33 protein-coding genes and 1 pseudogene are annotated in these 24,253 nt (G+C 60.5%); 18 read left to right on the forward strand and 16 right to left on the reverse strand.

The features are described 5' to 3' along the window. The first annotated feature begins 188 nt into the window (after positions 1-188). The 3 genes from P4U43_RS13660 (at position 189) to P4U43_RS13670 (ending at position 1,690) form a co-directional block, all read left to right on the forward strand. Positions 189-635 carry a hypothetical protein gene (locus tag P4U43_RS13660; RefSeq protein WP_277359215.1) on the forward strand — a complete coding sequence of 149 codons (447 nt, stop codon included), beginning with the start codon at positions 189-191 and terminating at the stop codon, positions 633-635. Positions 636-811: 176 nt separating this feature from the next. Further along, the gene (locus tag P4U43_RS13665; RefSeq protein WP_277359216.1) at positions 812-976 is read left to right on the forward strand and encodes a hypothetical protein; all 165 of its coding nucleotides are present in this window, start codon (positions 812-814) and stop codon (positions 974-976) included. A 30-nt stretch (positions 977-1,006) separates the two neighbouring features. Continuing rightward, entirely contained in the window at positions 1,007-1,690 is a 684-nt protein-coding gene (locus P4U43_RS13670; protein WP_277359217.1) for a helicase associated domain-containing protein, read from the forward strand. Between the two features lie 339 nt (positions 1,691-2,029). Here P4U43_RS13670 and P4U43_RS13675 read toward each other — a convergent pair whose 3' ends face one another. Continuing rightward, the gene (locus P4U43_RS13675; RefSeq protein WP_277359218.1) at positions 2,030-2,617 is read right to left on the reverse strand and encodes a TetR/AcrR family transcriptional regulator; all 588 of its coding nucleotides are present in this window, start codon (positions 2,615-2,617) and stop codon (positions 2,030-2,032) included. A 74-nt stretch (positions 2,618-2,691) separates the two neighbouring features. Between P4U43_RS13675 and P4U43_RS13680 the strand changes: the two genes are divergently transcribed. Next, on the forward strand, positions 2,692-3,741 hold the full coding sequence (locus P4U43_RS13680) for a zinc-binding dehydrogenase (RefSeq protein WP_277359219.1): 1,050 nt from the start codon (positions 2,692-2,694) through the stop codon (positions 3,739-3,741). Between the two features lie 89 nt (positions 3,742-3,830). On the opposite strand, the gene P4U43_RS13685 is transcribed toward P4U43_RS13680, so the two are convergent. The 3 genes from P4U43_RS13685 to P4U43_RS13695 form a co-directional block, all read right to left on the reverse strand. Then, positions 3,831-4,919: a hypothetical protein gene (locus P4U43_RS13685; RefSeq protein WP_277359220.1), complete on the reverse strand. Its 1,089-nt coding sequence runs from the start codon at positions 4,917-4,919 to the stop codon at positions 3,831-3,833. A gap of 193 nt (positions 4,920-5,112) precedes the next feature. Then, positions 5,113-5,457 carry a helix-turn-helix domain-containing protein gene (locus P4U43_RS13690; RefSeq protein WP_277359221.1) on the reverse strand — a complete coding sequence of 115 codons (345 nt, stop codon included), beginning with the start codon at positions 5,455-5,457 and terminating at the stop codon, positions 5,113-5,115. Beyond that, positions 5,454-6,587, reverse strand: a complete 1,134-nt coding sequence (locus P4U43_RS13695) for a tyrosine-type recombinase/integrase (protein WP_277359222.1) — start codon at positions 6,585-6,587, stop codon at positions 5,454-5,456. Before P4U43_RS13695 ends, P4U43_RS13690 begins: the two co-directional genes overlap by 4 nt. A gap of 255 nt (positions 6,588-6,842) precedes the next feature. Between P4U43_RS13695 and P4U43_RS13700 the strand changes: the two genes are divergently transcribed. The 5 genes from P4U43_RS13700 (at position 6,843) to P4U43_RS13720 (ending at position 9,604) form a co-directional block, all read left to right on the forward strand. Beyond that, complete coding sequence (locus tag P4U43_RS13700) at positions 6,843-7,130, forward strand: glutaredoxin family protein (protein WP_277359223.1); 288 nt, start codon at positions 6,843-6,845, stop codon at positions 7,128-7,130. A 99-nt stretch (positions 7,131-7,229) separates the two neighbouring features. After that, the gene (locus tag P4U43_RS13705) at positions 7,230-7,730 is read left to right on the forward strand and encodes a single-stranded DNA-binding protein (RefSeq protein WP_277359224.1); all 501 of its coding nucleotides are present in this window, start codon (positions 7,230-7,232) and stop codon (positions 7,728-7,730) included. A gap of 71 nt (positions 7,731-7,801) precedes the next feature. Continuing rightward, the gene (locus P4U43_RS13710) at positions 7,802-8,440 is read left to right on the forward strand and encodes a DNA-binding protein (RefSeq protein WP_277359225.1); all 639 of its coding nucleotides are present in this window, start codon (positions 7,802-7,804) and stop codon (positions 8,438-8,440) included. A 70-nt stretch (positions 8,441-8,510) separates the two neighbouring features. Further along, the gene (locus P4U43_RS13715; RefSeq protein WP_277359226.1) at positions 8,511-8,768 is read left to right on the forward strand and encodes a ParB family protein; all 258 of its coding nucleotides are present in this window, start codon (positions 8,511-8,513) and stop codon (positions 8,766-8,768) included. 347 nt (positions 8,769-9,115) lie between these two features. Further along, complete coding sequence (locus P4U43_RS13720) at positions 9,116-9,604, forward strand: hypothetical protein (RefSeq protein WP_277359227.1); 489 nt, start codon at positions 9,116-9,118, stop codon at positions 9,602-9,604. Between the two features lie 241 nt (positions 9,605-9,845). Here P4U43_RS13720 and P4U43_RS13725 read toward each other — a convergent pair whose 3' ends face one another. Beyond that, positions 9,846-10,100: a hypothetical protein gene (locus P4U43_RS13725; protein WP_277359228.1), complete on the reverse strand. Its 255-nt coding sequence runs from the start codon at positions 10,098-10,100 to the stop codon at positions 9,846-9,848. An 863-nt stretch (positions 10,101-10,963) separates the two neighbouring features. On the opposite strand from P4U43_RS13725, the gene P4U43_RS13730 reads away from it, so the two are divergent. Then, positions 10,964-11,620 carry a hypothetical protein gene (locus tag P4U43_RS13730; RefSeq protein ID WP_277359229.1) on the forward strand — a complete coding sequence of 219 codons (657 nt, stop codon included), beginning with the start codon at positions 10,964-10,966 and terminating at the stop codon, positions 11,618-11,620. 66 nt (positions 11,621-11,686) lie between these two features. On the opposite strand, the gene P4U43_RS13735 is transcribed toward P4U43_RS13730, so the two are convergent. The 6 genes from P4U43_RS13735 to P4U43_RS13760 form a co-directional block, all read right to left on the reverse strand. Beyond that, positions 11,687-12,421: a hypothetical protein gene (locus tag P4U43_RS13735; protein WP_277359230.1), complete on the reverse strand. Its 735-nt coding sequence runs from the start codon at positions 12,419-12,421 to the stop codon at positions 11,687-11,689. An 89-nt stretch (positions 12,422-12,510) separates the two neighbouring features. Further along, the gene (locus P4U43_RS13740) at positions 12,511-12,705 is read right to left on the reverse strand and encodes a hypothetical protein (protein WP_277359231.1); all 195 of its coding nucleotides are present in this window, start codon (positions 12,703-12,705) and stop codon (positions 12,511-12,513) included. Between the two features lie 43 nt (positions 12,706-12,748). Further along, positions 12,749-13,387, reverse strand: coding sequence for a hypothetical protein (locus P4U43_RS13745; protein ID WP_277359232.1), 639 nt, complete (start codon positions 13,385-13,387; stop codon positions 12,749-12,751). A gap of 44 nt (positions 13,388-13,431) precedes the next feature. Beyond that, positions 13,432-14,232, reverse strand: a complete 801-nt coding sequence (locus tag P4U43_RS13750; RefSeq protein WP_277359233.1) for a PRC and DUF2382 domain-containing protein — start codon at positions 14,230-14,232, stop codon at positions 13,432-13,434. 63 nt (positions 14,233-14,295) lie between these two features. Next, positions 14,296-15,060: a mechanosensitive ion channel family protein gene (locus P4U43_RS13755; protein ID WP_277359234.1), complete on the reverse strand. Its 765-nt coding sequence runs from the start codon at positions 15,058-15,060 to the stop codon at positions 14,296-14,298. Positions 15,061-15,218: 158 nt separating this feature from the next. Further along, complete coding sequence (locus tag P4U43_RS13760; protein ID WP_277359235.1) at positions 15,219-15,635, reverse strand: MarR family winged helix-turn-helix transcriptional regulator; 417 nt, start codon at positions 15,633-15,635, stop codon at positions 15,219-15,221. A gap of 210 nt (positions 15,636-15,845) precedes the next feature. Between P4U43_RS13760 and P4U43_RS13765 the strand changes: the two genes are divergently transcribed. Both P4U43_RS13765 and P4U43_RS13770 read left to right on the forward strand, forming a co-directional pair. Continuing rightward, positions 15,846-16,298 carry a GAF domain-containing protein gene (locus P4U43_RS13765; RefSeq protein WP_277359236.1) on the forward strand — a complete coding sequence of 151 codons (453 nt, stop codon included), beginning with the start codon at positions 15,846-15,848 and terminating at the stop codon, positions 16,296-16,298. Positions 16,299-16,377: 79 nt separating this feature from the next. After that, positions 16,378-16,593 carry an ANTAR domain-containing protein gene (locus tag P4U43_RS13770; protein WP_277359237.1) on the forward strand — a complete coding sequence of 72 codons (216 nt, stop codon included), beginning with the start codon at positions 16,378-16,380 and terminating at the stop codon, positions 16,591-16,593. A 9-nt stretch (positions 16,594-16,602) separates the two neighbouring features. Here the strand turns inward: P4U43_RS13770 and P4U43_RS13775 are convergent, their stop codons facing one another. Together P4U43_RS13775 and sigK are read right to left on the reverse strand one after the other, a co-directional pair. Continuing rightward, complete coding sequence (locus P4U43_RS13775) at positions 16,603-16,782, reverse strand: hypothetical protein (RefSeq protein ID WP_277359238.1); 180 nt, start codon at positions 16,780-16,782, stop codon at positions 16,603-16,605. Positions 16,783-17,052: 270 nt separating this feature from the next. Next, positions 17,053-17,673 carry an ECF RNA polymerase sigma factor SigK gene (gene sigK, locus P4U43_RS13780; protein ID WP_318533037.1) on the reverse strand — a complete coding sequence of 207 codons (621 nt, stop codon included), beginning with the start codon at positions 17,671-17,673 and terminating at the stop codon, positions 17,053-17,055. A 377-nt stretch (positions 17,674-18,050) separates the two neighbouring features. Between sigK and P4U43_RS13785 the strand changes: the two genes are divergently transcribed. The 3 genes from P4U43_RS13785 (at position 18,051) to P4U43_RS13795 (ending at position 19,834) form a co-directional block, all read left to right on the forward strand. Continuing rightward, complete coding sequence (locus P4U43_RS13785) at positions 18,051-18,794, forward strand: GAF and ANTAR domain-containing protein (protein ID WP_277359239.1); 744 nt, start codon at positions 18,051-18,053, stop codon at positions 18,792-18,794. Between the two features lie 420 nt (positions 18,795-19,214). Then, complete coding sequence (locus P4U43_RS13790; protein ID WP_277359240.1) at positions 19,215-19,547, forward strand: hypothetical protein; 333 nt, start codon at positions 19,215-19,217, stop codon at positions 19,545-19,547. After that, a complete protein-coding gene (locus P4U43_RS13795; protein WP_277359241.1) occupies positions 19,544-19,834 on the forward strand; it encodes a hypothetical protein in 291 nt (96 codons plus the stop codon). The genes P4U43_RS13790 and P4U43_RS13795 overlap by 4 nt, the downstream gene beginning before the upstream one ends. Before the next feature lie 7 nt (positions 19,835-19,841). Here P4U43_RS13795 and P4U43_RS13800 read toward each other — a convergent pair whose 3' ends face one another. Beyond that, positions 19,842-20,078, reverse strand: coding sequence for a hypothetical protein (locus tag P4U43_RS13800; protein WP_277359242.1), 237 nt, complete (start codon positions 20,076-20,078; stop codon positions 19,842-19,844). 122 nt (positions 20,079-20,200) lie between these two features. Here P4U43_RS13800 and P4U43_RS13805 point away from each other — a divergent pair, with 122 nt between their 5' ends. Continuing rightward, a complete protein-coding gene (locus P4U43_RS13805) occupies positions 20,201-20,929 on the forward strand; it encodes a class I SAM-dependent DNA methyltransferase (RefSeq protein ID WP_277359243.1) in 729 nt (242 codons plus the stop codon). A gap of 779 nt (positions 20,930-21,708) precedes the next feature. Next, positions 21,709-22,137 (forward strand): annotated as a pseudogene (locus P4U43_RS13810) (helix-turn-helix domain-containing protein); the annotation flags it as partial. On the opposite strand, the gene P4U43_RS13815 reads toward P4U43_RS13810, so the two are convergent. Beyond that, a complete protein-coding gene (locus P4U43_RS13815; protein ID WP_277359244.1) occupies positions 22,122-22,631 on the reverse strand; it encodes a hypothetical protein in 510 nt (169 codons plus the stop codon). The pseudogene P4U43_RS13810 and the gene P4U43_RS13815 overlap by 16 nt on opposite strands. Before the next feature lie 160 nt (positions 22,632-22,791). After that, on the reverse strand, positions 22,792-23,139 hold the full coding sequence (locus P4U43_RS13820; protein ID WP_277359245.1) for a GNAT family N-acetyltransferase: 348 nt from the start codon (positions 23,137-23,139) through the stop codon (positions 22,792-22,794). A 571-nt stretch (positions 23,140-23,710) separates the two neighbouring features. On the opposite strand from P4U43_RS13820, the gene P4U43_RS13825 reads away from it, so the two are divergent. Further along, positions 23,711-24,253 (forward strand): GIY-YIG nuclease family protein (locus P4U43_RS13825; protein ID WP_404800744.1); only part of this gene is annotated, 543 nt, incomplete at its 3' end.

A 24,253-nucleotide genomic window follows, 5' to 3' on the forward strand; every position in this document is an offset into this window, starting at 1 on the left:
TATGCATCCACCGCCAGTACAGTGCCGGTGATTGCTCCGCCTACCGTTGCAAGAGGATCCCCAACTGCCATGGATAGGACCGACGAAACGTGGATGGGAAGTGGGCCGATTTGTCTATAGGAACATCTCCTCCGGCCGCCGCTTTACACGCTGACGCGACCAAGCCGACAGCTTGCTAGGCTCCAGCTATGGCGGGTGAATATTCAAGATTTCATGCAAGGTACTTTGGCCGCTTGGGTGTTGAGGTGGGACTTTTTGTAGCAGTGGATCATCTTCGAAGAGCAGGTGATCTCGAGGACAACGAAGTGGCACTGTATCTCGACGTAGACGATTGGTTCAGATCTGAACTGCCGGCCCCTCCCTTTTACGAAGACGGGAATACGATCGGTGCAGTGACCTGGTTCAAAGATCCACTTCCTGCCGAGATGGTCGATCGAGTTGCTGCACTATGCGGGATCTTGCAGAGCCACAATGTCGATTATCAGCATTCACGATCAGCAGACCCGGGCAGAATCGTCTACGAAGATCCATTCCAGATCGGGGTCGTACCTCACAGCCGTGAATCACCCACTCCGCTTCCTGCGGGAGTGGTGCTCGGACCGACCAGCGCCGGTTCCAAACGCGCCTTCAGTTAGCCACTCCAGACTCGGCACGAGGATGTTCCCGAACTAGGCAACTTGTCTATTAGGAACACCTCCGCACGGCCGCCGCGATTGCACGACACCTGCACACACCACCCCAAACCCCGTGACCGCGCCACCGGCCCCGGTACAGTAACCCAAAAGGAAAGCCAGTTTCAGGGGGAAACCACATGACTCACGCAGACTTCGTCCACCCGGCCCACCAGGTCGCCTACGAGCGGCCCAGCGCAGCCGAAAAAGCCCTCACCGAAGCCATGCCGCTCCGTGCTGCTGCGGCAGGGCCGGTGAACCTCACCTGGGACCGGCCCGCCAGTGATCTTTGGCCCGACACCTAACCAGCAGAACTGCAGCATCCCCGGGCACCGATGAACGGTGATGACACCTGCGAGTGGGGGCCGGCGACCTCCCGCGGGGAATGGACCCTCATGTACATTCGTGGGCTCACCATCAGACAGATCGCTGCAGTGTGCCGGGTTGACTACGAAAAAGTCCGGCTCCACATCCGCTCCCGCGAACGCCGCGACCCGACGATCTCCGGCCGCAGACTGCTCCTGCACGATCGGCCACGGCCGGCCCCAGCATGGTGGACTCCGCCGCAGCGCGAGCCGTGGGAACACAAATACATCCAGCTGCGACACTTCATCCAGCAGCACAACCGGTTCCCCTCACAGCTCTCCGCTGACCAGGAAGAAAAGAACCTTCACCGGTGGCTCCGGCACCAGCGGATCCGCTACACCGACGGACGTATGACCGGAAACCAGTCCCGGCAACTCGACAGCCTCGGCCCCTGGCGGGGCAACGTCATCGGCGACCGGGAGACCCACTGGCGCACCGTCCACAACCAACTGCTGGAATTCATCCAAGACGCCGGGCGCATGCCCCACCGCCAGAACGAGAACGTCACAGAACTGGAAGCCACCCTGGATGTCTGGATCCAAACCCAACGCGCCAAAGCCCGCGCCGGCAAACTCACCCCCGCCAGGCGGAGCGCCCTCGATGAGACCGTCCCGGGCTGGAATACCACGCGGGCCTCGCTACGCTCGGGCTGACACAGCTCACAGGATTTTTGCTGCTGTCCTACGGATTATGTGCTCCCGCTCCGCAGCGTCAACCGGCCAATGGCCGGCTACACCCGCACAGCAATGATGTCCGGCGCTCCCTGCCGGTCGCTTACTTCCTCCCACATTCCCGCCGCGGGTGCTGCCCTACGGGTTGAACCCAGCTCCGTCAGGGGCAAGCAAGCGAGCTTGCCAGCAGGCAAAAAACAACTGGGGAGGGACAAGGACCAAGCAGTACAGCAGTTGACTCTCACTAAAACCACCACGAAACCAAGGACTGAATGTTATGACTCTGACCTACTGGTGAAAGGTCGGTATTCAATTTCGGTGCTATTCGACTTTTTGGTGATGAGACGTCATGGCGGTCTGGACCAGGGTCTGCGCGAGGTGGGCACTCTTTGTGAGGGTGTTGAGTTGGAGTGGTTGGGTGGCAATAGCGCCCTCGTGTAGAAGGAAGAGCTGGGTGGCGAGGGTGGGGGAGTCAGTGCATCCCGCGGTGGTGGCGAGTTCCTGGAACAGGTTCAACAGCCACAGTTTTTGGTCTGTGGCGATGCGGTGCGCGGGGTGCGCTTGGTCGGGGAGTTCGGCTAGCGCGTTGATGAAAGCGCACCCGCGGTTGTTAGTAACGCTCCAAGCTCGTAGTGCGTCGAAGGGGGCGGTCACGGCGGTGACTGGGTTGCTGGTGGCGTCGATGGTGGCGCGGACGAGGCCCCGCCACCGCTGATCGCGTCGTTCAAGGTACGCCGCCACGAGGTGGTCTTTACAGCCGAACTGGTTATATAAGGTTCGCTTGGTGACGCCGGAGTGCTCGGCGATCAAATCCACGCCGACTGCTGTGATTCCGCGGCTGTAGAACAGCTCTTCTGCGGTGGCGACAACTCGCTGGCCCGCTGGGGTTATGGGCCGTGGTCCCTGCATTAGACGCTCCGTAACTGATCGGGGTAGCGTGGCTAGGTATACAGATCAGTATACCTACTTGGGAGGGTTGATTTATGAACATACCCACGACGATGCGCGCGGCGCGGATTGCAAAGCACGGAGGGCCACAGGTTCTGGAGTTGGTTGAGGTTGCGGTTCCGGACCTCAAGGCGGGAGAGGTCCTGGTTCGTGTGGCTTCGGTAGCCCTCAATAACACTGATCTGTGGACGAGGGAGGGTGCCTATGGGCGCCCGGGAAACCCGGAGGCACGGTCGGGGTGGCGGGGTCCTATTGATTTCCCTCGGATTCAGGGTGCTGATGTGGCCGGTCACGTCGTGGCAGTGGCCGAAGATGTTGAGAAGAACCTCATCGGGCGCCGCGTGGTCGTCGACCCTGCGATATACGACGCCGATGGGCCAGACGCGAACCCTGTAGGGCTGATGGGCAGTGAACGCGACGGTGGTTACGCGGAGTATGTGAGTGCTCCAGCGGTTCGCGTGCATGACGTGATGGATTCTCCGTTGACCGATGATCAGCTCGCGTCGTTGCCGACCGCTTACGGTACGGCCCTGGGCATGATCGAACGGGGCCAGTTGCGGGGAGGGGAGACGGTCCTCATCTCGGGGGCATCAGGTGGTGTGGGCCTTGCGCTAGTGCAGATTGCCCGGGCGCGCGGTGCGAGGGTAATCGCGATCAGTAGCGGATCCAAAATCGATGAGGTGCGGGAAGCAGGAGCGCACGAAGTCGTGGATCGGGGGAGTGAGATCACTGAGCAGGTCCGCAGCGCTACGCCGGAGGGCATTGACGTTGCTTTCGATGTCGTCGCTGGTGACCTCGTGGGTGAGGGGTTGCCGCTGCTGCGTGAAGGTGGTCGGTGGGTGATTGCCGGTGCGCTCGGGGGATACGAGGTGAGCTTCGATGTCCGTCGTCTTTACCTGCATAATGCTCAGGTCATTGGCTCCGCGATGCACACGCCTACGCATTTCGCCCTTCTTATGGATCTAGCCCGGCGGGGTGAGATTCAGCCCGTCATCGCCTCGACATTTCCTTTGGACCAGGCCGCTCAGGCGCAGGAAGAACTCGCTCGCCGCCGACACGTCGGCAAGATTGTCGTTCACCCCTAGCCCTCAACACTGCGGATGCTGGTGTCGAGGAGGGGCGTACGTGGAGAGCTTCTGGACCTTCGTTTGAGATGGCTCCTCTAATGCCCGGGTCAGGGTTGGTTTTCAACTCGCAATTTGGGGTAAATGCTCCATCTTCGGCCTGCGATGTCGGCCCAGCGGCTGGCTGCGTAGGGGCCGATACCGGTGAGGTCGCAGAGCGGCCCAATGGGGATATGGCCGGCGAGGTTGACGAGGCCGGCGTTGCGTAAAGGAGTGGCTCTCACCCCGTGCTGGGCGAAGGAGGCACTAATCGTTTTGGGGGCAAGGTGGTGCCCGGTCAGGACAGAGGGATACAACCAGCGCGGGGAGTTGGGTGTGTGTACGAGTGCTGCATCTTGTTGCTGTTCGAGGATGAGTGCGGCCAGATGCGGTGGTAGTCGGACGGGTGATGTCCCGAGGTGGACGTAGAGCTGTTCCTGGTCCCTGTAGAAATCATCCTCGGTAAGCGCGACGACTCGGGTGAGTTCCTGACCGTAAAGGCCGATGAGGAGACCGGCCGTCCGGACGCGCAGGGGAAGGACCGGATCCGTCTCCAATCGCTGAATCGTCTGGTGGTAGTCGGTCTCTGATAGGCCAGCGGAAGGGAAGATGGTGCGGGGAAGCTCAAGATGAAGATGAGGCAGGATCCGGTTGGTGGCACCCCATGTCAGAAACCCTGCCAGCAGTGTCGGTATCTGTGGGTGGGTCACCACTAAGTCGTCCAGGGTCGATTGCTTCACCTCGCCAGGAAGGATGCCGTGTGCACGGAGGTAGGTCAGGAAGGTGCTGGCTGCACGCACTTTTTGGCGAGCAAGCCGGGTTGTTGAGGATTTAATGGGTGCGCGGTGTGCCATGCGCTGCAGCTTCTGTCCGACGTGCCATCGGACGTATGGTTCCAGCACGGCGCGGTCCGCTACGAGGGCGTTGGCTAGGAAGTGCGCGCACCACTGGTCGAAGCGCTGCAGGATTTCGTCCCTGGGCTGGAGTAGTCCGGCTGCGACGAGGAGGGTGCGGACGTAGTGGACGCCCTCGTTCTGGGGTAGTTCGTCGAGTGCGGTGTGGTGCACTGCGATTTCGTGGTTGGCGAGGCGCTGGATCAGTCGGGCTGACGGGTTTCTCCTGGCCCAGTTGTTCACGGAGTCCACGGTGAGCGATGACATCAGCTGATCCCGTAAGGGCCTGAGCGATTCATTGACTGTGCCGTGTCGATCGGTGATCAGAAACAGGCTTCGCTTCTCGAGAACGCAGGCCCGGCACGAACGGCGGTCCGGCCTGTGGTCGAGTCCCGTGGCCGGGCATAGGCGAGGGGCAGGGGTAGACACCTGGTATTTATGCGGTTCAGTAGTGGGGTCGTTAGTGTGTTGGGCGGCGAATGATCGCCGGTGTGGGGCGCAGGTCACCAATCGGTTGCATCCGTGGGATCTCACCTGATGCTGTGCGCTCGGTCGTGGTGGTGCGCGTGTCGGCTCTGCTGAAACTGATGAGGTCGTTTGGTGTGCAGTTGAGGATGTCGCAGAACGCAGCGAGGACCTCCAGGTTCAAGCGTGTTGGTGTCGAGGTGACGAGCCGGTAGACCTGCTCCCGGGATAGGGAGACGCCTCGCTCGGCCAGGAGCGGGACGAGGTCCGTGGTGTGGAAGAGGCCCTTGGTGGCCATGATCTGGCGGATATTCCAGATGATGTCATAGGCGCCGGTCATGGTTTGTGTCCTTTGCTCTGGGGTCCTGACACCTTCGCGAGGGCGGCGGTGAGGACGCGGTTTTTGTAGTCGTTGCTGACAGATGTGTAGATGGCGGTGGTGGAAGCGTAGGAGTGCCCGACTTGTTCCTGAACGAAGCGCTCGGGATAGCCGTACTCGATCAGGTGGGTGACGTAGGAGTGTCTGAGGCTGTGCAGGGTCAGGTTCTTATCCAAGCCGACCTCATCCCGCAGCAGACAGAACCTGCTGTCGATATGCCGGATGGACATCCGGGACTGCCGCTCGGTCACCCAGAGAGCATCGGAGCCGTTTGCGGTGAACAATGGGCGGGCCTTTTCGACCCATTGCCGCAACCCTTCCAACGCCCAGTCGAACTCCGGGACGGCCAGGACGGTGCGGCGGCGCGGCGGACCGCCTTTGAACGCTTTGCCGAACCTGACATGTAAGGTGCCGTACGTCCCCCATTGGGGGCTGTAGGGATTTGAGTGCAGATCGCTGAGGTCGAGCATCCTGGCCTCGGTGCGCCGCAATCCGAAGGCGTAGACCGTCTTGAAGAACTGGGCGTCACGCAACGCCCCCAGGGCGCCTTTCTTACCCGCCTGGGTGATGCGGTTGACTGCGGCATCGGCGTGGTTGAAGAATGCCTCGAGCTCGTCGTAGGTGAACGGCCGCCGTGAGGGTCGGGCCTCGAACTCGGCAAGGTGCCGGTGGGTGTTCCACTCATGGCATATCTGCACCGGGTGTGTGCCGAAGGACTCCTGACACTGCTCTGCCCATCCGTACCGGGGGTCCGTGATGAAGGAGCAGAACTTCTTCACCTTGTGGTGGTAGGTGCGCAACGTCGTGTGGGACAACGGGGTTTTCCCGGACAGGAGTGAGGCTGTGAAGTCCTCGACGTCCTCAGGACGCCACAACCACGGGTACTCACCCGTGACCGATGCGAACCGTCGAATGAACGTCACGTTGTTATGGACCGTTAGTTGGCCCAGACCGCGGCTGAGTTGCTGACGTTCCCAGCCCGTCAGCATGCCGTCGAACATTGCTGCAGCGGGATCTATGTGTACTACAGCAGAGGTGCTGCTTATGTTCACTGAACTGGGGGAGAAGCTCAACGTAATTCCCTCTCCCATGGCCGACACCTGAAGCATCATAGTACTTTGAAAAGCATCAAAACTGCATTTGATGCAACATAGAAGGAGTGAGGTGCTCGTTTTGGGGGAAGCGGGGTTGAGTATGAGTCCCCAGCAGCCCCTTTGAAGGCTGTAGCGGGTGTCGAGTATGCAGGGTGAGACCACAGTGCCAGTCCACCGGGCTCACTATCAGCCCAAGACCTCGCCACTGTGGGGGTCAATCGCGCTAGCTATAAGGTCAAAGGAGTCTCGGTGATGCAGGAGAAGAAACATAGCCTCGTTATCTACATCAAGCCCACCGGGTGCTTTGGGTGCGACAAGACGAAGCAGCTGTTCACCGCAGCCGGCGTGACGTTCACCGCCGTGGACATCACCACCAACACGCACGCCCTGGAGTACGTCACCGGTGATCCTGCAGACGGCGGGCTCGGTTACTCCCAGGCACCAGTCGTCGTGTATGACAAGGGCGGCAGTGAAGACCACTGGTCAGGACTGAACCCCACCAAGATCAAGCAGGTCATCGCCCTGGATGCCAGCGAATAAAACGTACCCAAGAACTGACTCACTCAAACACTCATTTACTCAAATACTCACCGCAGCAACGACAACACCACAACCACCACGAGAGGCAAGTTGATCATCATGTCAGGCGAAACCATCATCACCGTCATTGGGAACCTCACCGCAGACCCCGAGCTGCGCTTTACCCCGAGTGGATCCGCGGTAGCGAACTTCACCATCGCCTCCACGCCGCGCACGTTCGATCGGCAGTCCAATGAATGGAAGGACGGGGAAACCCTGTTCCTGCGCTGCTCGGTGTGGCGTGAATCGGCTGAGAACGTCGCTGAAACCCTTACCAAGGGAACCCGTGTCATCGCCCAGGGCCGGCTGCGGTCCCGCTCCTATGACACCAAGGAAGGCGAGAAGCGCACCGTGATGGAGCTCGAGATCGACGAGGTAGGCCCGTCACTCAGATTCCAGACAGCGAAGGTTAGCCGTGCACAGCGCACCAGCGGCAACGGTCAGGGCGGGGGAGGCCAGACGCCAAACCAAGGCGGACAACCCGACCCGTGGGGAGCTCCGGCCAGCAGCAGCAACAGCGGATGGGGCAACGCGCCCGAAGCTGCCGAGCCGCCCTTCTAGGAGCAGATCTAGCAGAGTAGTAGGAATAGTATTACTACTATTCCTACTACTCTACTACTAATGGAGTTCACATGGTCGACACCGCTTCTGCAACACCACCGGCCCCCACGACGTCTGCCGGTTCGGGGACCTCGCCGAAGGAGCGGGTGTATGCCGCGGCGGAGAAGATCAGCGCCGATCGCAACCCGACGGTCTCCAGCGTCCGGGAGGCCGCCGGAGTAAGCAATGCCGATGCGACCCGGTATTTGAAGGTTTGGCGTGAGGAGAAAGCAGCCGCGGGCTCACACATCGCCGCCACCCCGCAGCCGCTGCTGGAGCAGGCAGCCAGGCTCGCCGGCTCCGTGTGGGCCGATGCGGTGGCCCTGGCCGGGGAGCAGCACGCCGCCGTGGAAACCCGCTGGGCCAAGGAAAGCCAGGACAAGGACGCCGAGCTGGCCGAACTGGTCACAGACCTGGATAGGATCACCACCGAGCACGCCACCGAAACCGCGGCACTGAAAGCCGAGCTCACCGCCGCCGCCGAACGGGCCGCCGCCTCAGAGGCCCGGGCAGTCCAGGCAGAGGAGACCGCCACCGCTGCACGCGCCGAAACCGGCACCCTCGCCAATGACCTCGCAGCCGCCCGCGCCCGCGCGGAGACCCTGCAGCAAGCCCACGACGCCCTGATCCAACGCATCACCCCGCAGGACACGAAGAAACCCCGTAGCTAACCAATGGCTAGCCGCCGGCCGGCAGGGGGCTGGATTCGACGGATCCCGCAGGGAAGAGAGGGGGACGGTTATGAGTAAGCGGAAGCCCTCGTCGTTCACCCCGTACTTCACCCAGGCGGATGCTGACCAGGTACGTGCAGCGTTTCTATCCACAGGGCCCGCCGAGGGGTACGCGTCCGTGGCAGACTTGATCGAAGCAGCGGTACTCAAAGAAGTCCGCCGCCTGCAGCGCAAACACAACAACGGGAAACCCTGGGAACCCGTACCACCGGGCGCGCTGCGCACCGGCAGGCGAAGCCGCGACGAAGAGAGACACCGCGCTGAATAGATTTCCTTTCGCGGGAAAACAAGAAAGAAACAGGGGTCGGGAGCTGTGTGGTGCAGCCCCCGGCCCCACCTTCATCTCTGAGGACAACCATTGACTAAAAGCCAAGACAACCCCGCTTCCTCACCATCAAAGACGTCGCTGTGGCGCGGTCTATAGAACCGGGAGCCGGTGGGCAGCAGAGAGTAAAGCGCGCGCATCTAGTTGATCTGCTCCCCTTGAGCTGGAACACCGCATCGGCCTTCAGCAGAGGGAAGGGTTCTCGGACCCACTGGCGGAAACGTGCGCAAGCGGTGATGACGTTTCCCATCTTCGTGCTCCTCTTTCTCATATACATGCCGGCGGGAGACGTGATCACCACGCCGTCGCGCGATGCCGTGATTCTCTTGACAGAGGCCAGGAACACTAAGAAGACCCTGCAACGTGTCGGGTCCATCGTCATCGTCTTCTTCGGAGCCCTATTCGCGTTCGTTATCTGGCTGTTCTCTCTGACGGGTCTGAATGATTCAGTGGAACCATGGGTTGGCTTGCTGTGGCCGCTTTGGTTCGTGATCGGACTTCTACTCATCGCGTCTTCAATCGGCGGTGGCGGGAGTGCCTCGGTCTTACTAGAGGCGCTGGCGACGCGTCCGCGAGGCTCCTATTGGGTGGCGCAAGCCCTCGCGTCCACGCCCGGTGCTCAGTGGCGCGGTCTGGATTTCGCGAAGGCCGCGATCGAGGCCTTCGTCCCCGTCGGGATTCCAGTCGTTGCAACTGCAGCGTCGGAGAAGATTGCTGTGATCTATGAACGGTTTGGATTTGTCCGACGGAAGCCTGGGAGCCTGAATCTGACTCGCTGACTTCTAGGCCGCCCCTGATGATCGATCCTCGAAGCGGAGGTGCCAGGCTGAGAATCGAAAGACATGCTGCTCGATTCTCAGGATCTTCACGCCGCCTATTGAGCTAAGGGGTAACCGTGGGTAGCGGCGGATTGAGCGGTCCAGGCTCGAGAGTGCATTGCGGCACGTACACCAGTACCGCCGAAGCAATCCAACGAGGCATGGAACTCACTGACGAGAACGCTGAGTAGGGGGTTTGTTTCTACTCCTCGGTGGGTGGGGCGGGTGTCACGGCGTTGCGCCATACCCAGCCTTCCCTGTGGATTCTGACTTTCGGTTCGAAGAACCAGATACGGATCGCCGTCGCAGTCCACGCCGTGGCGTTGGCTTGCACGAGATAAGCCTGCGAGGGATAGCGGATCCACGCATACACTCGCCGAGCAGGAGTGAACTCATGGGCCCGGTGGTGCTCCAAATCGAGTTCCGCCTCGGTCAGCATCACCGGTTCTTCCCTCATCACAAAACGCTCAATCCACTGATCAAGCAGCCTGTCATAGAAGGCGCGGTATCGTGCGTTTTCACCCGTGACTTACCCGCCTTTCCCTACCGCAGGAGCGGTATGCCCACGGAGAACGCCCATACTGTTCTCATAATTAATCAGTACACTTAGTAATGCGCACCGACGGGTGCGTTTGAGGGCCGTCCGAGACTGCGGTTCTCCGGTGCCGGCGGCCGAGCTTCCCCCAAGCTCACAGTCCGCCGGCACTGCGTATTTAAGTTCCTACCCTTTAAATATATTAGAACATGTGTTCTATCACAGGGTGGCGGTGTTTTCTCCTGTTGAAGGGGATAGCTCCGCCGGTGCCGGCGAAAAATCAGGGTGCGATTCAGGTTTCGACATCAGTTGATGTTGATGTTTTGGTGGTCGATTCGGCTCTGGTTTGTAGGGCTGAGAAAAGTTCGGGTGGTGGGCACTGTATTTGAGCCGGTAAGTCGCCGAAGGGTTTATGACGACTCTGCCGCCCTCCCACAATCGAAGCTGCATTGAGTGCATACCTGAACGTATGGCTGGGCCTAAGCACAGAAGGAAACCTGATTGGAAGCGCCGGTTTCGGGGCTTCCTGCTTCAGCGTTTGATTGTGGGTTTGGACGCGGCTATCGGTGCGCTGGCCGGGGCTGGCGTGCTGTGGGTACTGTGCTGGCTGACCGGGTACTGCCGATAAACCGTTGCCAGCGGGTCGCGGAGAGGCGTGACACTGTTGGTCTCACAAAAAACGGAAGGACCCGTACGAAACGGGTCCTTCCTAACTCCTGTGTCCGTAGGGGGAGGCTTTCGCCCGCAAGTCCTACAGCTCGTAGATTTATAGTAGCTTTTCAGGGGTGACCTCGGCAACCGGACTCGACCTCGGAACCTTGCAGTCCGTGTTGTCTCATCCACGGTTGACGACTTATGAGTACGCTGCTGGTTATGATCCTGATCGTGCGGTGAGTCTCTACATGTGGAATGCGCAGGTCGCCTCGGCCCTGATGTTCCCGATGCATTTCGCGGAGGTGGCGACGCGTAACGCGGTCGTCGACGCGATCGAGGACGTGTATGGTCCTAACTGGCCGTGGGAGCAAACATTCGAGCGGAGCCTTCCTACTGCTCGGAACGGATTCGACTCTCGCAGGGAACTGATCCAGGTCCGGCAGGCTCAACCCACAGCAGGGAAAGTAGTTGCGGAACTGAAGTTTGTGTTCTGGCAGAAGATGTTTACCCAGCGCTTTGATGTCCGGTTGTGGGACGGACGGTTGTTGGGGCTTTTTCCCAACTCGGGCATGACCGGTGATGCTCAACTGCGGACGCGGATCTACGCTGATCTTGAAGTAATTCGGCGCCTGCGGAATCGTATGGCCCACCACGAGCCCATTTTCTACCGAAACCTTACAGTGGAGCTGGCCCAGGTGCTGGACCTTGTAGAGCTCAGATCCATGCGCCTGGGCGATTGGGTGCGTTCACACGAGCAGGTCACCCCGCTCCTCCCACGAAAGCCCTGAAACATCGGATTTCTCAGAATCCGCCCCTGTGGCCTGCCGGGTGGAGAGCTGCTGGCGGTGCTTTTGTCACGGGTTCCCGGTGTGGGATCCGTTGCTGCCATCCGGTTCGCGTCCCTCGTTCCCGGAGGTGGTGAGGAACCGGGCAGGATCGCCGGACGCGCGGGCTCCGGCGTCAACCCATGCTTTGAACGCTGTCGGATTACGCCGCTCGATCTCATCCAGGCACGCTCCGCGGAACAGTGCCAGCTGTCCCAGGGTGGCAGCGTCCCGGGCTTCCCGGACGGGAAGGTATGTGCTGCGCCACGCCCTGCACAACCCGGCATCGCTGAGCTCGTGCACGGACTCGGACACGGGCATACTTTTCGCTCCCGGGCGGCCAGTGTGAACGGATGAATGGTGCTCCCGGTCCGGGGCCGGGCTGGCCGGTACACCTGTCGATAAGTCTGTTGACCAGGTGGCATGGTGGATCCTGCGGAGCGCCCAGGGGGAAGTGACTGCCATGATGACGAGCAATAACAGGGTGAAGGAGCCCAGCAGTGTGCTTAGCCCAGCTATTCCCAGCATGGCTAGGGTTCCGATTCCGGCGTGAGTGGCGACCGCGGCCACCGATCCAGCGGATTCGCTGTTCCCGGTGCGATGCCCGTAATGCCGGCGCAGCATGAGAGCGAGGGCACCGGCTGCGGAGCCGAAAAGCGCAAGCAGGATCAGGCCTAACCAGGGGAGGCTGATGGTACTGATTCCGGTGCCGATGATTGCGGTGAAGAGCCATCCGGTCATCCAGAGGCGGCGGTAGGTTTTCATTGTTCCTCGCGAGACAAGGCCGGTTGCCCTGCCGGACCCATCACAGGGTCCTGCAGAACAACCGGCGTTGTTGGATACTTAGGGGCGAATTAGCCGCCGAGCCCGCCAAACCCGCCGCCGAGCTTGCCGAGCAGGTCCTGGGGGTTGATGCCGAACTTGTCCAGCATTCCCTTGTCCTGGTCGGTGTCGACCTGGTCGGGGAGTTCCTGTTGTGCCTGGTCGGCTTTGTCGTGGTCTCCCCGGTTCTTCAGCAGGTCGATGATCTGTTGCTTGTCAATGTTCATGGTGTGCTGCCTTTTCTTCACGTGTAACTAATGGGGTTGCTGGTTAGCGGTTGTCGACGAGGTTGGCTTTGTCGACCTTGCGGTGGAAGTGCATGCCGGCAAGCCCGCCGAGGATCGCTCCGATGAGGGCGACGACGACGGCGATGACCGCTGAGATGATTCCCGCGGTGGTCATGTTCTCCGCGTTGGGGATCTGCGGGAAGCTGTTCAGCTGGGCCAGGATGTTGAACTGGGATCCGGCGATGGCGCCCAGGATGCCCACGATGATCGCGATGACGATCGCCCAAACCCAAACCGCGATGCCCTGCTTCATGCCGTTGAACCGTGCCATCCGCCCTGCGACGTAACCGCCGCAGTAGTAGGCGACGAACAGGATCACTCCCAGGATGATTGCCCCGACAATGCCTGCCTGTTGTGGATCCTGAGTGGCCTGGCTGGCAACGTCCGTGTTGGTCACGTTCCCCACCACGGCGCCGAGCGCTGCGGCCAGCGCGGTCAGCAGGACAGCGGTGCCGGTGGCAGTGAGCCAGCCGAAGAACGCCGAGCCGATCTTGACGCCACCGAACTCTTCCTTTTCCCGTTCCAGCAGATGATCCCGCTGGTCCCGGTCCACGTCTCGGTGCTTGTTGTGGCCCTGGTCGTCGTTGTCATCGCTGCGGGCCGATCCTGCACTGGTGCTCATAATGCTCTCCCTGAATTACTGATCCTGGTACTCTTCCGCGTCGCTTAGCGGCCGCGGGTGGTGTCGATGTCGTCGGTGTCGATTTGTTCCTTGCGGACTTCCTCGTTGACGGTCTGCTCCTCGGTGACGGTTTCCTTGTCCAGGCGAACCCGCTCAACCGGTACAGTTTCCTTCTCCACGACGGGTCGTTCCTCGTGAAGGACAACTTCGTGTTCTTCGTCGCTGATCGCCGGCCCAGCCGTTGCCTCGTCCCGGTTGGCGTCGGTGATCGGCTCACGCTCGACACGGACCTCTTCACGCTGAACAGGAACCGTCTTCGTGACGTTCTCGGTGACGACGAACTTCCGCAACCGGGCCCGGCCTGCTTCGTGACGCTCGGTGCCAACGCGCAACTGCTCCTCGGAGCGGGTCATCGCGTCATCGGTGGTCGGGCCCGATGTGTCGTGACCGACCGCCCCACGATCAGTGTTCCGGCTGGTGTCGTAGTCAGTTCGGTCGTAGTCCCCGGTAGTGCCCGTGGTGTAGCTGTCGGTGAGACCGTAGTAGCGGTAAAGCTCGGCTTCTTCCTGCTCGCTGAGGTGCCCGTCGGGTGCGACGTTCGGTGCGTCCTTGACTGTTGACTTGTCGTAGGCGACGCGGACGTCGTTACCTTCCAGTGACGCTCCTTCCAGGGGTGCGAAGGATTCGTTGGAGCCGAAGAGTCCGGTGTTGATGGTGACCCAGCTCGGGTTGCCTGTGTGGTCGTCGACGTAGATCTGGCCGACCTTGCCGATCTTGTTGCCGTCGTTATCGAGGACCTGACCGCCGGCTTCGAGGATCTGGTTGATGTTGTCCTGGGAAATCATGGTGTTCTCCTTGTCAGTGATGGTGCAGTCGATGCTGCGGAGGGAGGGTATGCGATCGGTGGGTTAGACGCGGTGGGCGCCGGATCCGTCGTTGGCCTGGCTCTTGGCCTGCTCCTGCTGGGCCTTGCTCTTGAGCTGCTCCTTCGCGGAGGGTGAGTTCTGGGCTTCGGCCTTCACCTTCGGGGCTTCTTCCTCAGCTTTGTTGAGGTAGGTTTCCCAGCGCTGAGACATGGGTTTGATCAGCCCGCCGCCGACACCGACGATGATGACGCCGACAATCGCGGACAGTACCGCGATGAGTATCGGTGTGGTGACCGTGGTGGCGATCTCGACCTGGTTCAGGGCCGCGATGATGCCGATGCCGAGGATGAAGATACTGGCGATGTTCGCCAGAACCTTGCCGTACGAGAGGCCACCCAGGGCGTTCTGGATGAGGCTCTTGACCGCTGCCGCGATGGCGGCGGCGATGATGACGATGATGATCGCGACGATGATCTTCGGCAGGAACGCGATAATGCCACGGAGCAGGTCGCTGACCGGGTTTGGTCCGAAAACTCCGAAGGCGAACTGCAGCACGAACAGCACGAGCGTGTAGTAGAGGATTTTCGCGATGATGTCGCTGGCATCCAGAGAGGATTTCGCCAGCGCCTTCTTCACTCCGCCGCGCTCAACCGCACGGTCGAATCCGACCCGTTCCAGGAGCTTGGACAGGGCTTTGGAGATCGCTTTGGCGATCAGTAGTCCCACGATCAGGATGACCAGGAACAGCAACAGCTTCGGAACGAATTCAACGACGGTGGCTAGACCGCTTCTGAGAGTTTCTTCCACAAATACCTCCAGGTGAACGAATGCACATCTTCAGTGGGTTATCGGCCTCCCCAGTGGCCGTGCGTGAGCTAACCGTAACCACAAATAGTCCAATTAGAAAGCATGCTTATTACCAGCCTGCCAAGGGAAATCACTGGTTTTGCCCGGTTTCATGCGGATCAAGCGGCTCCTGGTTGTTGCATTAATTGGGGGAGGAGCAGCAGGAGCTGGTCACGTAATCCTTCGCTTCCGGCCAGTAGTGAGCGTTCAATTTCCCGGCCCATCCGTAGGACGTAGTGCCCGTGGGCGGTGACGCGGACCAGCCGGTATCTGGTGTCTACCGGTGAGCGGTACGTGTGTACGTGGCCCTGGTATTCGAGCCGGTCCAGGGTGCTGCCGATGGTGGGTGTGCGGACGTAAAGGGCTTTGGCCAGCGCGGCCTGATGAGAGACCGGGTCCGCCGCTGCTGCCGCTAGGGCGAGGTAGCCGGCGTAAGTGATGCCCAATTCGGTCAGCCGCTGGTTCCAACTGTGAGCGAGCAGCCGGGACGCGTGGGCGAACAGTTCGCGTGTCGACTCCGTGGGTGACTCCGGCACTGCTCACCTCGCTCTGAACGTTCCTAGTTCGGGTAATTGGTCAGCCTACTTACCTTTTTGCTTGCCTGTACAACGCTTCACCATCTGAAACCGCCTCGTGCTTACCCATGAGGCGAGTGGGCTTTCTGCTGGGGAGCGGGAGGGAGGGCGTAGGCTGGCCGGATTGCAACGAGCTGTAAATGAGTGACTGGGCTGTGAGGAGGAACTGGTATGGGAACGGACCGGGACAGCAACACAGAGCACTCTTCGACATCAGAAAATGGGTCCGCCGGCGACAAGGACGACCTCGCGGTCCGGTTGAGCGAACTCGCCCGTGAGCTGCAGTCAGAGCAAACCCCCAATGACATCCTTGAAGATCTAGTCCGCGCCGCGGTGCAAATCATCCCCGGCGTGGATGAAGCATCGATCAGTATGATCATCGAGCGCAAACAGGTCGAATCGCGGGCTCCTACCAGTGACCTTCCCGTGCAAGTCGATGCGCTCCAAATGGAGGTTCGGCAGGGCCCTTGCCTGGATGCGGTGTTCAAGGAGCAAACAGTCCTGGTATCGGATACCAGCAGCGACCCCCGCTGGCCCGAATTCGGGAAGCGCGCCTACGCCCTCGGCGCCAGAGCATGCTCTCGTTCCAGCTCTACGTTGAGGGGGACAACCTTGGTGCATTGAACCTGTACGGACGTGAAACCGGGGCTTTCACCGAGGAATCAAAAAACACGTTGGTTTACTTGTTGCCGCTCACGCCGCCGTGGCCTTCGCCGACGCGCAGAAAATCGGCCAGTACCAACAGGCCATGGACACCCGGGACCTGATCGGTCAGGCCAAAGGCATCCTGATGGAGCGGTACAAAATTACCGCGCAGCAAGCGTTCGTCATCCTGACCAAAGCCAGCTCCCTGAGCAACGTCAAGCTGCGCGACGTCGCCATTCACCTGGCGAGCACCGGAGAAATCATCACCCAATAGTGCCTTCGGTCAGGACGGCGGCAGGAGATTGTCGAAGCGTTCCTGTGCCGGGCGGACATCCTGTGAGGTACCACCGGAACGCAGGATTGTGTCTATCTCCATGTCCAGGAACTCCAGTTGGGCCAGTAGCTGTTCACCTGTGCCGTCGCTGCGTAGCGCCTGGATCGTTCGCTCGTTGGAATAGCTCATCCTTCGGATACTCCGTTTCGGGCTCGGTCGAGTCGGTCATCCAGGTCTTCCAGGTCATGCACGGCTGCGCTGAGCAACCGCTGCGCATCCGCTGTCCGGAAAGTATCCGAACCAGGTACTGAGGCCACCCGTTCGCACACAACCCGTGCAGCCAGTACGACGCCGACGAGATGTGGGCGCGCTGACTCCAAATCAGCCAGATGCTCCGCAGGACTCTTAGCCGTGGAGTCTGGCGCAGCATCCTGTGCGTGGCGGGTGAGTGATTCCACCTTATGCCTCGCCCAGGCAGGTTTGTATCCGCTGCAGTCCGGCTCTGATGCGTGCTTTGATCGTTGGCAGTGGCGCGGACAGTCGTTCGGCCACTTCGCGGTAAGTCAGACAGTTGTAGTAGGCCAGATCGATTGCCTCGCGCTGCCGAGGAGAGAGCGTATTCAAGCACTGGAGCACGGTTTCGGCCTCAATTCTTCCGGTGACGGTTTCAGCCACGACGTCGTATCCCGGGCTGTGGTTGGCCGCGCCCCAACGTGCTTCCCTGTTGCTCCCGTTCTGCTCCAACCGGACTTTATCCACGGCTTTGCGGTGCGTGATCGTCATCAACCAGGTCATGGGACTACCAAGTGTCGGGCTGTATTTGTGTGCGTCCTTCCACACAATCAGAAAGATTTCCTGCGCCGAGTCCTCCGCCATGCCAGGATCAACAACGATCCGGCGGGCCAGGCCGTACACCCGGTGCGACGTCAACTCATAGAACGCAGTGAACGCCTCCCGGTCACCCTGCGCTACGCGCACAAGCAGCCCGGCCAGAATCTCCTGATCCTGGCTTGCCAGGCCACCATCCTGGGTTGAGGGCTGATCCGTTGCGCTCAGCGGTGTGTTCCGGTGTCCGTGTATGACGGGTTTCCCTTTGCGGTAGCTCGCCGTGCGGTCAGACGGGAAAGTAGCGAACGGTCAGGGACGGTAACCGAGGCCGCCCTTCGAAAGAAGATACCCCACGCCTTGCCGGTCCTGCTCGGGTTACGACAGGACGCCGCTGTGATACCAACGAGAAACGATCCGTTATTGGCCCTGCACCCGTGGGTTTCTTGAGACCGTGCCCCGGTGACGGGGGTGAGCCGGTAGACTGGGGGTGAGGTTCAGCAAAGAGCCGACAATAGCTACGCCGACATGGTTGCTAGTTTTTGTTTCCTTTGCATGCTTGACCGGTGCTCCGGGTATGGAAATTATCTTCTGATGCCGCTCTGGCATGACAGAACCGGGGCCCCCTGCAAATGAGCAGCGATCTCACCGATTCGCGCACCAACAATGACCTTCAAGACGCCGTGCTTAATTCCACGGACGTGAGTCAGTTCCTCGATGAACTCTGCCGTCACGCTGTGCGCTCCCTGAGCGACGGAGAGGACGGAGAGCAAGTGCTCTGCGGGATCACCCTGCTGCGCGACCGGAAAGCCGCCACCGTAGCGAGCAGCAGCGAACACGCCCGGAACATGGACGAAATCCAGTACAGCTTCAACGACGGCCCCTGCCTGACGGCTGCACGAGAGCAGACCACCGTTGAAGTCCCGGACGTACGCCGGGACGAGCGCTGGCCCGAATACGTCGAGGCCATCTCCGAGCACGGGATGCACTCGATCCTCGCCGTACCCTTCGACCTGGCCGGGGATGCAAAGGCCGCACTGAACCTGTACTCAGATACCGCGAACCAATTCACGGACGAAGCAGTAGAACGGGCCAGAGCCTACGCCAGTGAAGCCTCCCGGTCGCTACGACTGACGGTACGGATCGCCCAACACAGCGAGAACGCAGAAGACCTGATAACGGCGATGGAGTCACGCACCCCCATCGACATCGCAATCGGCATCATCATGTGCCAAAGCCGGTGCAACCAAACCGAAGCATTCGAGTTCTTGAAGAAGGCCTCCTCACACCGCAACATCAAACTACGTAACCTCGCCGGGCAAATCGTCGCCGGCGCCAACGCAAACACGAAACCCGCAACACACTTCGATCACTAACAACCGCACGGCGCGTACTCCAGCAGGTTTACTCGCCCTCCAGGTAACAACACTTCCGATCGGAATCGCATTCAATCGTAAGTGGCAGGGTTAAGCAGTCAGCCCTGTACAGAACTGGCCACAGGATGAAGCCTGTGGCCAGTTCTATGTGTAACGAGTGTGACCCGTTTCGGCGTTCGCGGAGCCGGGAACCCTCACTCGGACCGTCGGGAAAGCCCGCCACACCGGTTGAGTCGAAACCGCTTGAAGCTCCCGTCTTTTGTTCTGCGGCGGAGCCGGTGGATGCCCCTGGAACGGTCTCATTTGGGTAGGTTGCCGAACTAGATCCTCTGCGCTTACACTTTTTCTGGTTTAGCAGTAGGCCGCAGAATTTCCTTGGTTCAGCAGCGAGCCGCAGGGTCGTTATCTTGTGGAGTTTTTATGGATCACAAACTGCGTGTACTTGTCCGGCTTGATGTTGACCGCACAGCTGCGGTTATCGCCGTGAACGGGTGCCTTACAGAAATCAACTACCGCGCTCTGCTGCCAATCGCCCGGCGGGCATGTGCGCTCATCGGCGGCTTGTCCGTCACGGTGGACCTTACTGGCGCCAGGCATATCGAGGGCAACTCCATCGATTCGCTGGAACGGGCACTGAGCCTGATGTCGGCCAGCATGGGAGCCTCCGGCAAAATAATGGTGCAGGCCCCGTCCATGCTTCCCGTATGCCCGGCGCTGACCCTCAGCCGACAGATGCAGGAGGTGGCGGCATGAGCAAGCTGCCAACCAATACCATCACGGAGGGCTCTGGTGCACTTACCGATGACTGGGACCTCTACTTCGGTGAGTTCGACCTGACGGGTTTCGACCTTGATCCCGACAAGTCGGCGTTCCTCCCACCCGACCTCAGCACTCTGAGCACGGCAGAACTCCTGCTGCTCTGCGATCAAGCTTTCGAAGAACTCGACACACCATTTCCTGGTCCTACGGCCAGAGACAATTACAGTGTGCTGTCTGAAGAACTGAATAAGCGTCAAGACGCTTCTGAACCGGAATACTAATGGTTCGTTAAGCGGGAAGGACGTTCAAGAGTTGACCCTCCGAACTCGGAGGGTCAACCGCCAGGCCAGCAATCACGTCCTGAAGCAGCACACGCAACTCGCCATCTTCTTTCATGTGACTCAGCCAGGACCCTTCCGATATTTTCGCCGTCATGGCCTCGCGGGCCTCATCGTAGGTTGCCGCTTCAGTAATCCGGCTTGTCGCAATCTCGCTGCCGCTGCGTACAGTTCCCGTCAGCTCCACGTTCAAACCCTCACCGTCTACCGCTGACAGCCTCGCGCAGCCACCTCACAATTCTACTTCGGCTAATGCCAGGCGGTGCAGGAGAGCGCTGATCGGAGCAAAGCTCCGACTACTCTGACACGATGGCTGACTCTCATTCCTCCGATTTGTACGATGCCGTCAATACCTGGGGCGTTGATGACGAATTCTTTCTGAAATTTGCTACAGCGGTCCCTGCTGCGCGGGTGCTCGACCTGGGTTGTGGCACCGGACGTGTGACTCTTGCGGTCGCGGTGGCAGGTTGCAACGTCACAGGGGTGGATCCTGATGGGTCAAGACTCGAAGCGGCGCGGGCGAAGCCGATGGCCGGGCGTGTGGAATGGATCGAGGGCGACTCGACAGTAATTGGACCGGGCCGCGAGTTTGACGTTGCAATCATGAGCGCGAATGTTCCTCAGGAAATTCTTGACGATGCGGAGTTAGCCCGGTCTTTCGCCGATATTGCAGAACATCTTGTCCCCGGCGGCCGGTTTGCTTTCAATAGCCGTGATCCCGAGGCACGAGGTTGGGAAGCGTGGACAAAAGAGCGCAGCCACAAAATTGTTCAACTTCCCGAAGGGCAAAGCCAGCACTGGTACCAGACCACCCATGTTGACGAGGCGAACGGCCTAGTTGAATTTTGCGCGCATGAAGTCGGCGCTGACGGCACTGAGAATATCGGGTGTGAAACCCTCCGCTTCCGTTCAGAAGAGCAACTGCGCACCATGCTCAACGAAGCCGGACTGGTCGTAGACGACGTATTCGGAGGCTTTGAGGGCGAGCCAGCCGGGCGAGGCACCGGCAACCTGGTCATTACCGCCCACAAGCCTTAGCGGGGGAACTGTGTGACTAGGCTGAAGCTGGGGTGGCTTGTGAATTCGTCAAATATCCAACTTCAGGAGTTAGTGCGTCCATAGACGAGCGTAAAGATCGACCGATTGACAACCTATGTCCCACGGTGGGACAGTCGAAGGTGTTCCGTGGCGGGAGGCTGGCGAAAGGTGATCATGACTGAGTTCACGACGACGTCACAAGCGTTTGAGGTAGCACGGGTGCGAGCGAGTATCGCTCAGCACGAGGAAACGCGGCTATTGCATATGGCTGTCTATGAAGCCCGCGAGGCTGGTATGTCAGTGCGAGAGGCTTCGACGGCACTTCGGGTGCCGAAAAGCACGGTCGCGCGGCACTGGCGGGAAGGGCATCACTGCGCCGACGTGCCGCCAATGTGGGGAACGCCGGAAGAGTACATGGAGGCTGAGCGCGCAATTTGGGCTCACGCACCAGAGCGCATTGCGCGACAGGTACCGTACGTGTGGACCGAGGGGGAGGACAGGAGTCGAATTGTCCGGGCCGTGGCCGCTGGTCCCGCACTTGCGGTACGGACCAGGGACGAGCGGGAATAGGGCCGGTAACGATGGTTAGCAAGACGCTGCCGAACCGGGTGGGACACGCCGACGTTGACCGTCTTGTCTCCCATGCCCGTTTGTTCCGGTTCAGCACCCACGTTTACGTACTGCAGTGGAGGTGACGTATGGGCCGTTATCGGCGTCCTCATAGTCCTCGGCACGCATGATGCAGTGAAGGTAGCCATCCCACTTCGGCTCATACATTGCACCGCCGGCTCAGCCGCGGTGGGGACCGGCACGCCAATAGCGCTCTTCACCACGTCGTCCTGGTTCGGATGGGCTCGGACGCTAGGACGAAAGATTACGTCGACAAACGCACCACTGAGGGGAAGAGCAAACGGGAGATCATGCGGTGCCTCAAGCGCTACGTCGCCCGCGAGGTCTACCGTCAAATCGTCAACCCGGTCCCAGCACCACAGATTCTTGACCTGCGCCTCAAGCGACGCGAACTCGGCATGACCCTGCAGCAGGTGGCCGAGCACCTCAACCACTGGCCGTCCTATCTCTCCCGACTCGAACGAGGACGGACCCGCAACGACGTTCTCGTTTCCCGCTATCGAAGCTGGCTCGAACAACAAGAGACGACGTCAATCCCGTCAGTTCCGACAATGCGTGCCATTCAGTCGGGGGTGTAGGGGCTCATGTCCAGCTGGTCAGCTCCGTGATCGTGCAATGCCTTGACGACACGCTGTGTGGCGATGAAAGAAAAGTTCTGACCCGTCTGGCCGTAGATGTTCTGGATGTCAGACCCCGGCGACGGATCGGTCGCGAAGCCGGTGTATCCCTCGACAGGCGAGCCGGCGTGGTCTCGAACTTCGACGTCGAAGGTTCGGTAACCGGTGACCTCAGCTGCGCGAAGTGCCTCGATGAAACGAGTGGAGGCAATCTTCAGCGTTATCCCACCGGTCCACAGCAGGTCACCGAACTTCTTACCTCCGTTGTAGGGAGCAAGCCATACCGGGAAGGGAAGTTCTTCAGGACGCCAGTCCACGATGAACGGGTAGACACTGGTGACACCGTCAGGCATGTACCAGGGTGCACCGGTGACCTTCGGCTTACCTTGTCCGTTGACGCCGAGCCATACGTAGTTGCGTTTCGATCTGGCCGCTATGCGAACCCACTCGGACAAGCGCTCACCTTTCAGCATCGGTAGTAGCTCTGGTACTTGGCCACCCCTGATAGTGAGTGGAGACTCAAACAGTACTCCGGGCCCGAGCCATCACGGGGAGTGGGTTCAAGTAAAACTGCGGTCAGTCCACTGGTGAGTCGTCATGAGAGTGGTGGTGGGCTCAATCCAGGTGCCGGCTGAAATGGTGTGCGCTGATGTTCATCCGCTCACGAAGATAGAACCGATGGGCTGCATATCGTTGAACACCGGAGTCGAGGTCGATCGAATGGCAGCCGGACTCTCGTCCCCGCTCAGAGAGGGCGTTGAGGAGCGTGGCTCCATGCCCGCGGGAACGCTCGGCCGCGGCGGTGGAGAGATCATCGACGTAAAGCTTGCGTATTGCACTGGTGTTGACCACGATGCGCCAGCCGGCTATGGCCACACAGCGCTCCTCCTCGAAGAGAGCAGTGAAACGCAGGCCTTGCTGCCTGCCCTCCTCGATCACCTGGTGCAAAAGTGCTGGCGTCAAGTGAGGGCGCAGTTCTTTCAGTACCGGTAGGGCTTGGACCCATCGAGGATCGTTAAGGTCCAGGTCGACAAGCATCACGCCTCCATAAGCATCGACATTGAGTTTGCAACAACCCTAGGTTGCCGCCCGCCTATTTCCCCTAACAATAGTTTGGACTGCCTCGGCTTCTGATGACTCTGAGTGATTGACGTAGTGGGCCGTTATCGGCGTTTAACGATGTCGAGTTGCATCTGATGCCGTCGCGACGCCCGTAGGTCCTTGCCCCGGTCGTACCCCAGGACGGCAGTTCTCGGTCCGGGCGATGCAGGGGAGGGAACCGTTCCCATTTCGGCTCATATACACAGCCACCGGGTAGGGCATCCGGTACAGGAATCTTCGGACTGCCCAGGCCAACCCCAGCGCTACTGGCGGGCCAGCCTGAACGGTGTGCTCTTTATTTGCACATTAGTGACCAGGAACTACGCTGTGCGCGGCCCAGCACTCAGCTCTCACTGCTTCTTCGCTGCTCGTCGCCGAGGTCCTCACCGCGCTGTCCGGGGAGAGTTGGCCCGTCGCCCGAGCGAGGGGGCGCGTGCGGCCCGTGCCAGGCCTATACGCGATTTACGGTAATGCTGAGGCGTGGGCCGGCCTGGGCCTCGACCCGCAGCCGGGCACAGCGCTATACGTCGGTAAGAGCGAGGACGACCTCGTGCGCCGGGAACTCGACACCCACTTCGCGGCCGACCCGACCAAGAAACCGCGCACGGGCAGCTCGACAGTGCGGCGGTCGTTCGCCGCACTGCTGCGCGACGCGCTGGACCTGCACGCGGTCCCCCGCAACCCCGACAAACCTGGCCACTTCTCGAACTATGGGCTCACGCCCGACGGGGATGCCCGGCTCACGACCTGGATGCACCAGCACCTGTCGCTCACGGTATGGGAGCGGCCCGCGTGGGTCGCGCAGCCGCTCGTAGAGGTCGAAGCCGCAATCATCCACCGATGGATGCCGCCGCTGAACATCAGGGACAACCCCCGGCCGCTCCCTCGCTTGCGCCTGGCGCGCGCGGCGATGACCCTGGAGGCATCAGACTCGCAAGCCGGCGAGGGTTCCGCGGCCGGCGCACCGGCCTCTGCG

This window comes from Arthrobacter vasquezii (assembly GCF_029455255.1).
Lineage (GTDB): Bacteria > Actinomycetota > Actinomycetes > Actinomycetales > Micrococcaceae > Arthrobacter_D > Arthrobacter_D parietis.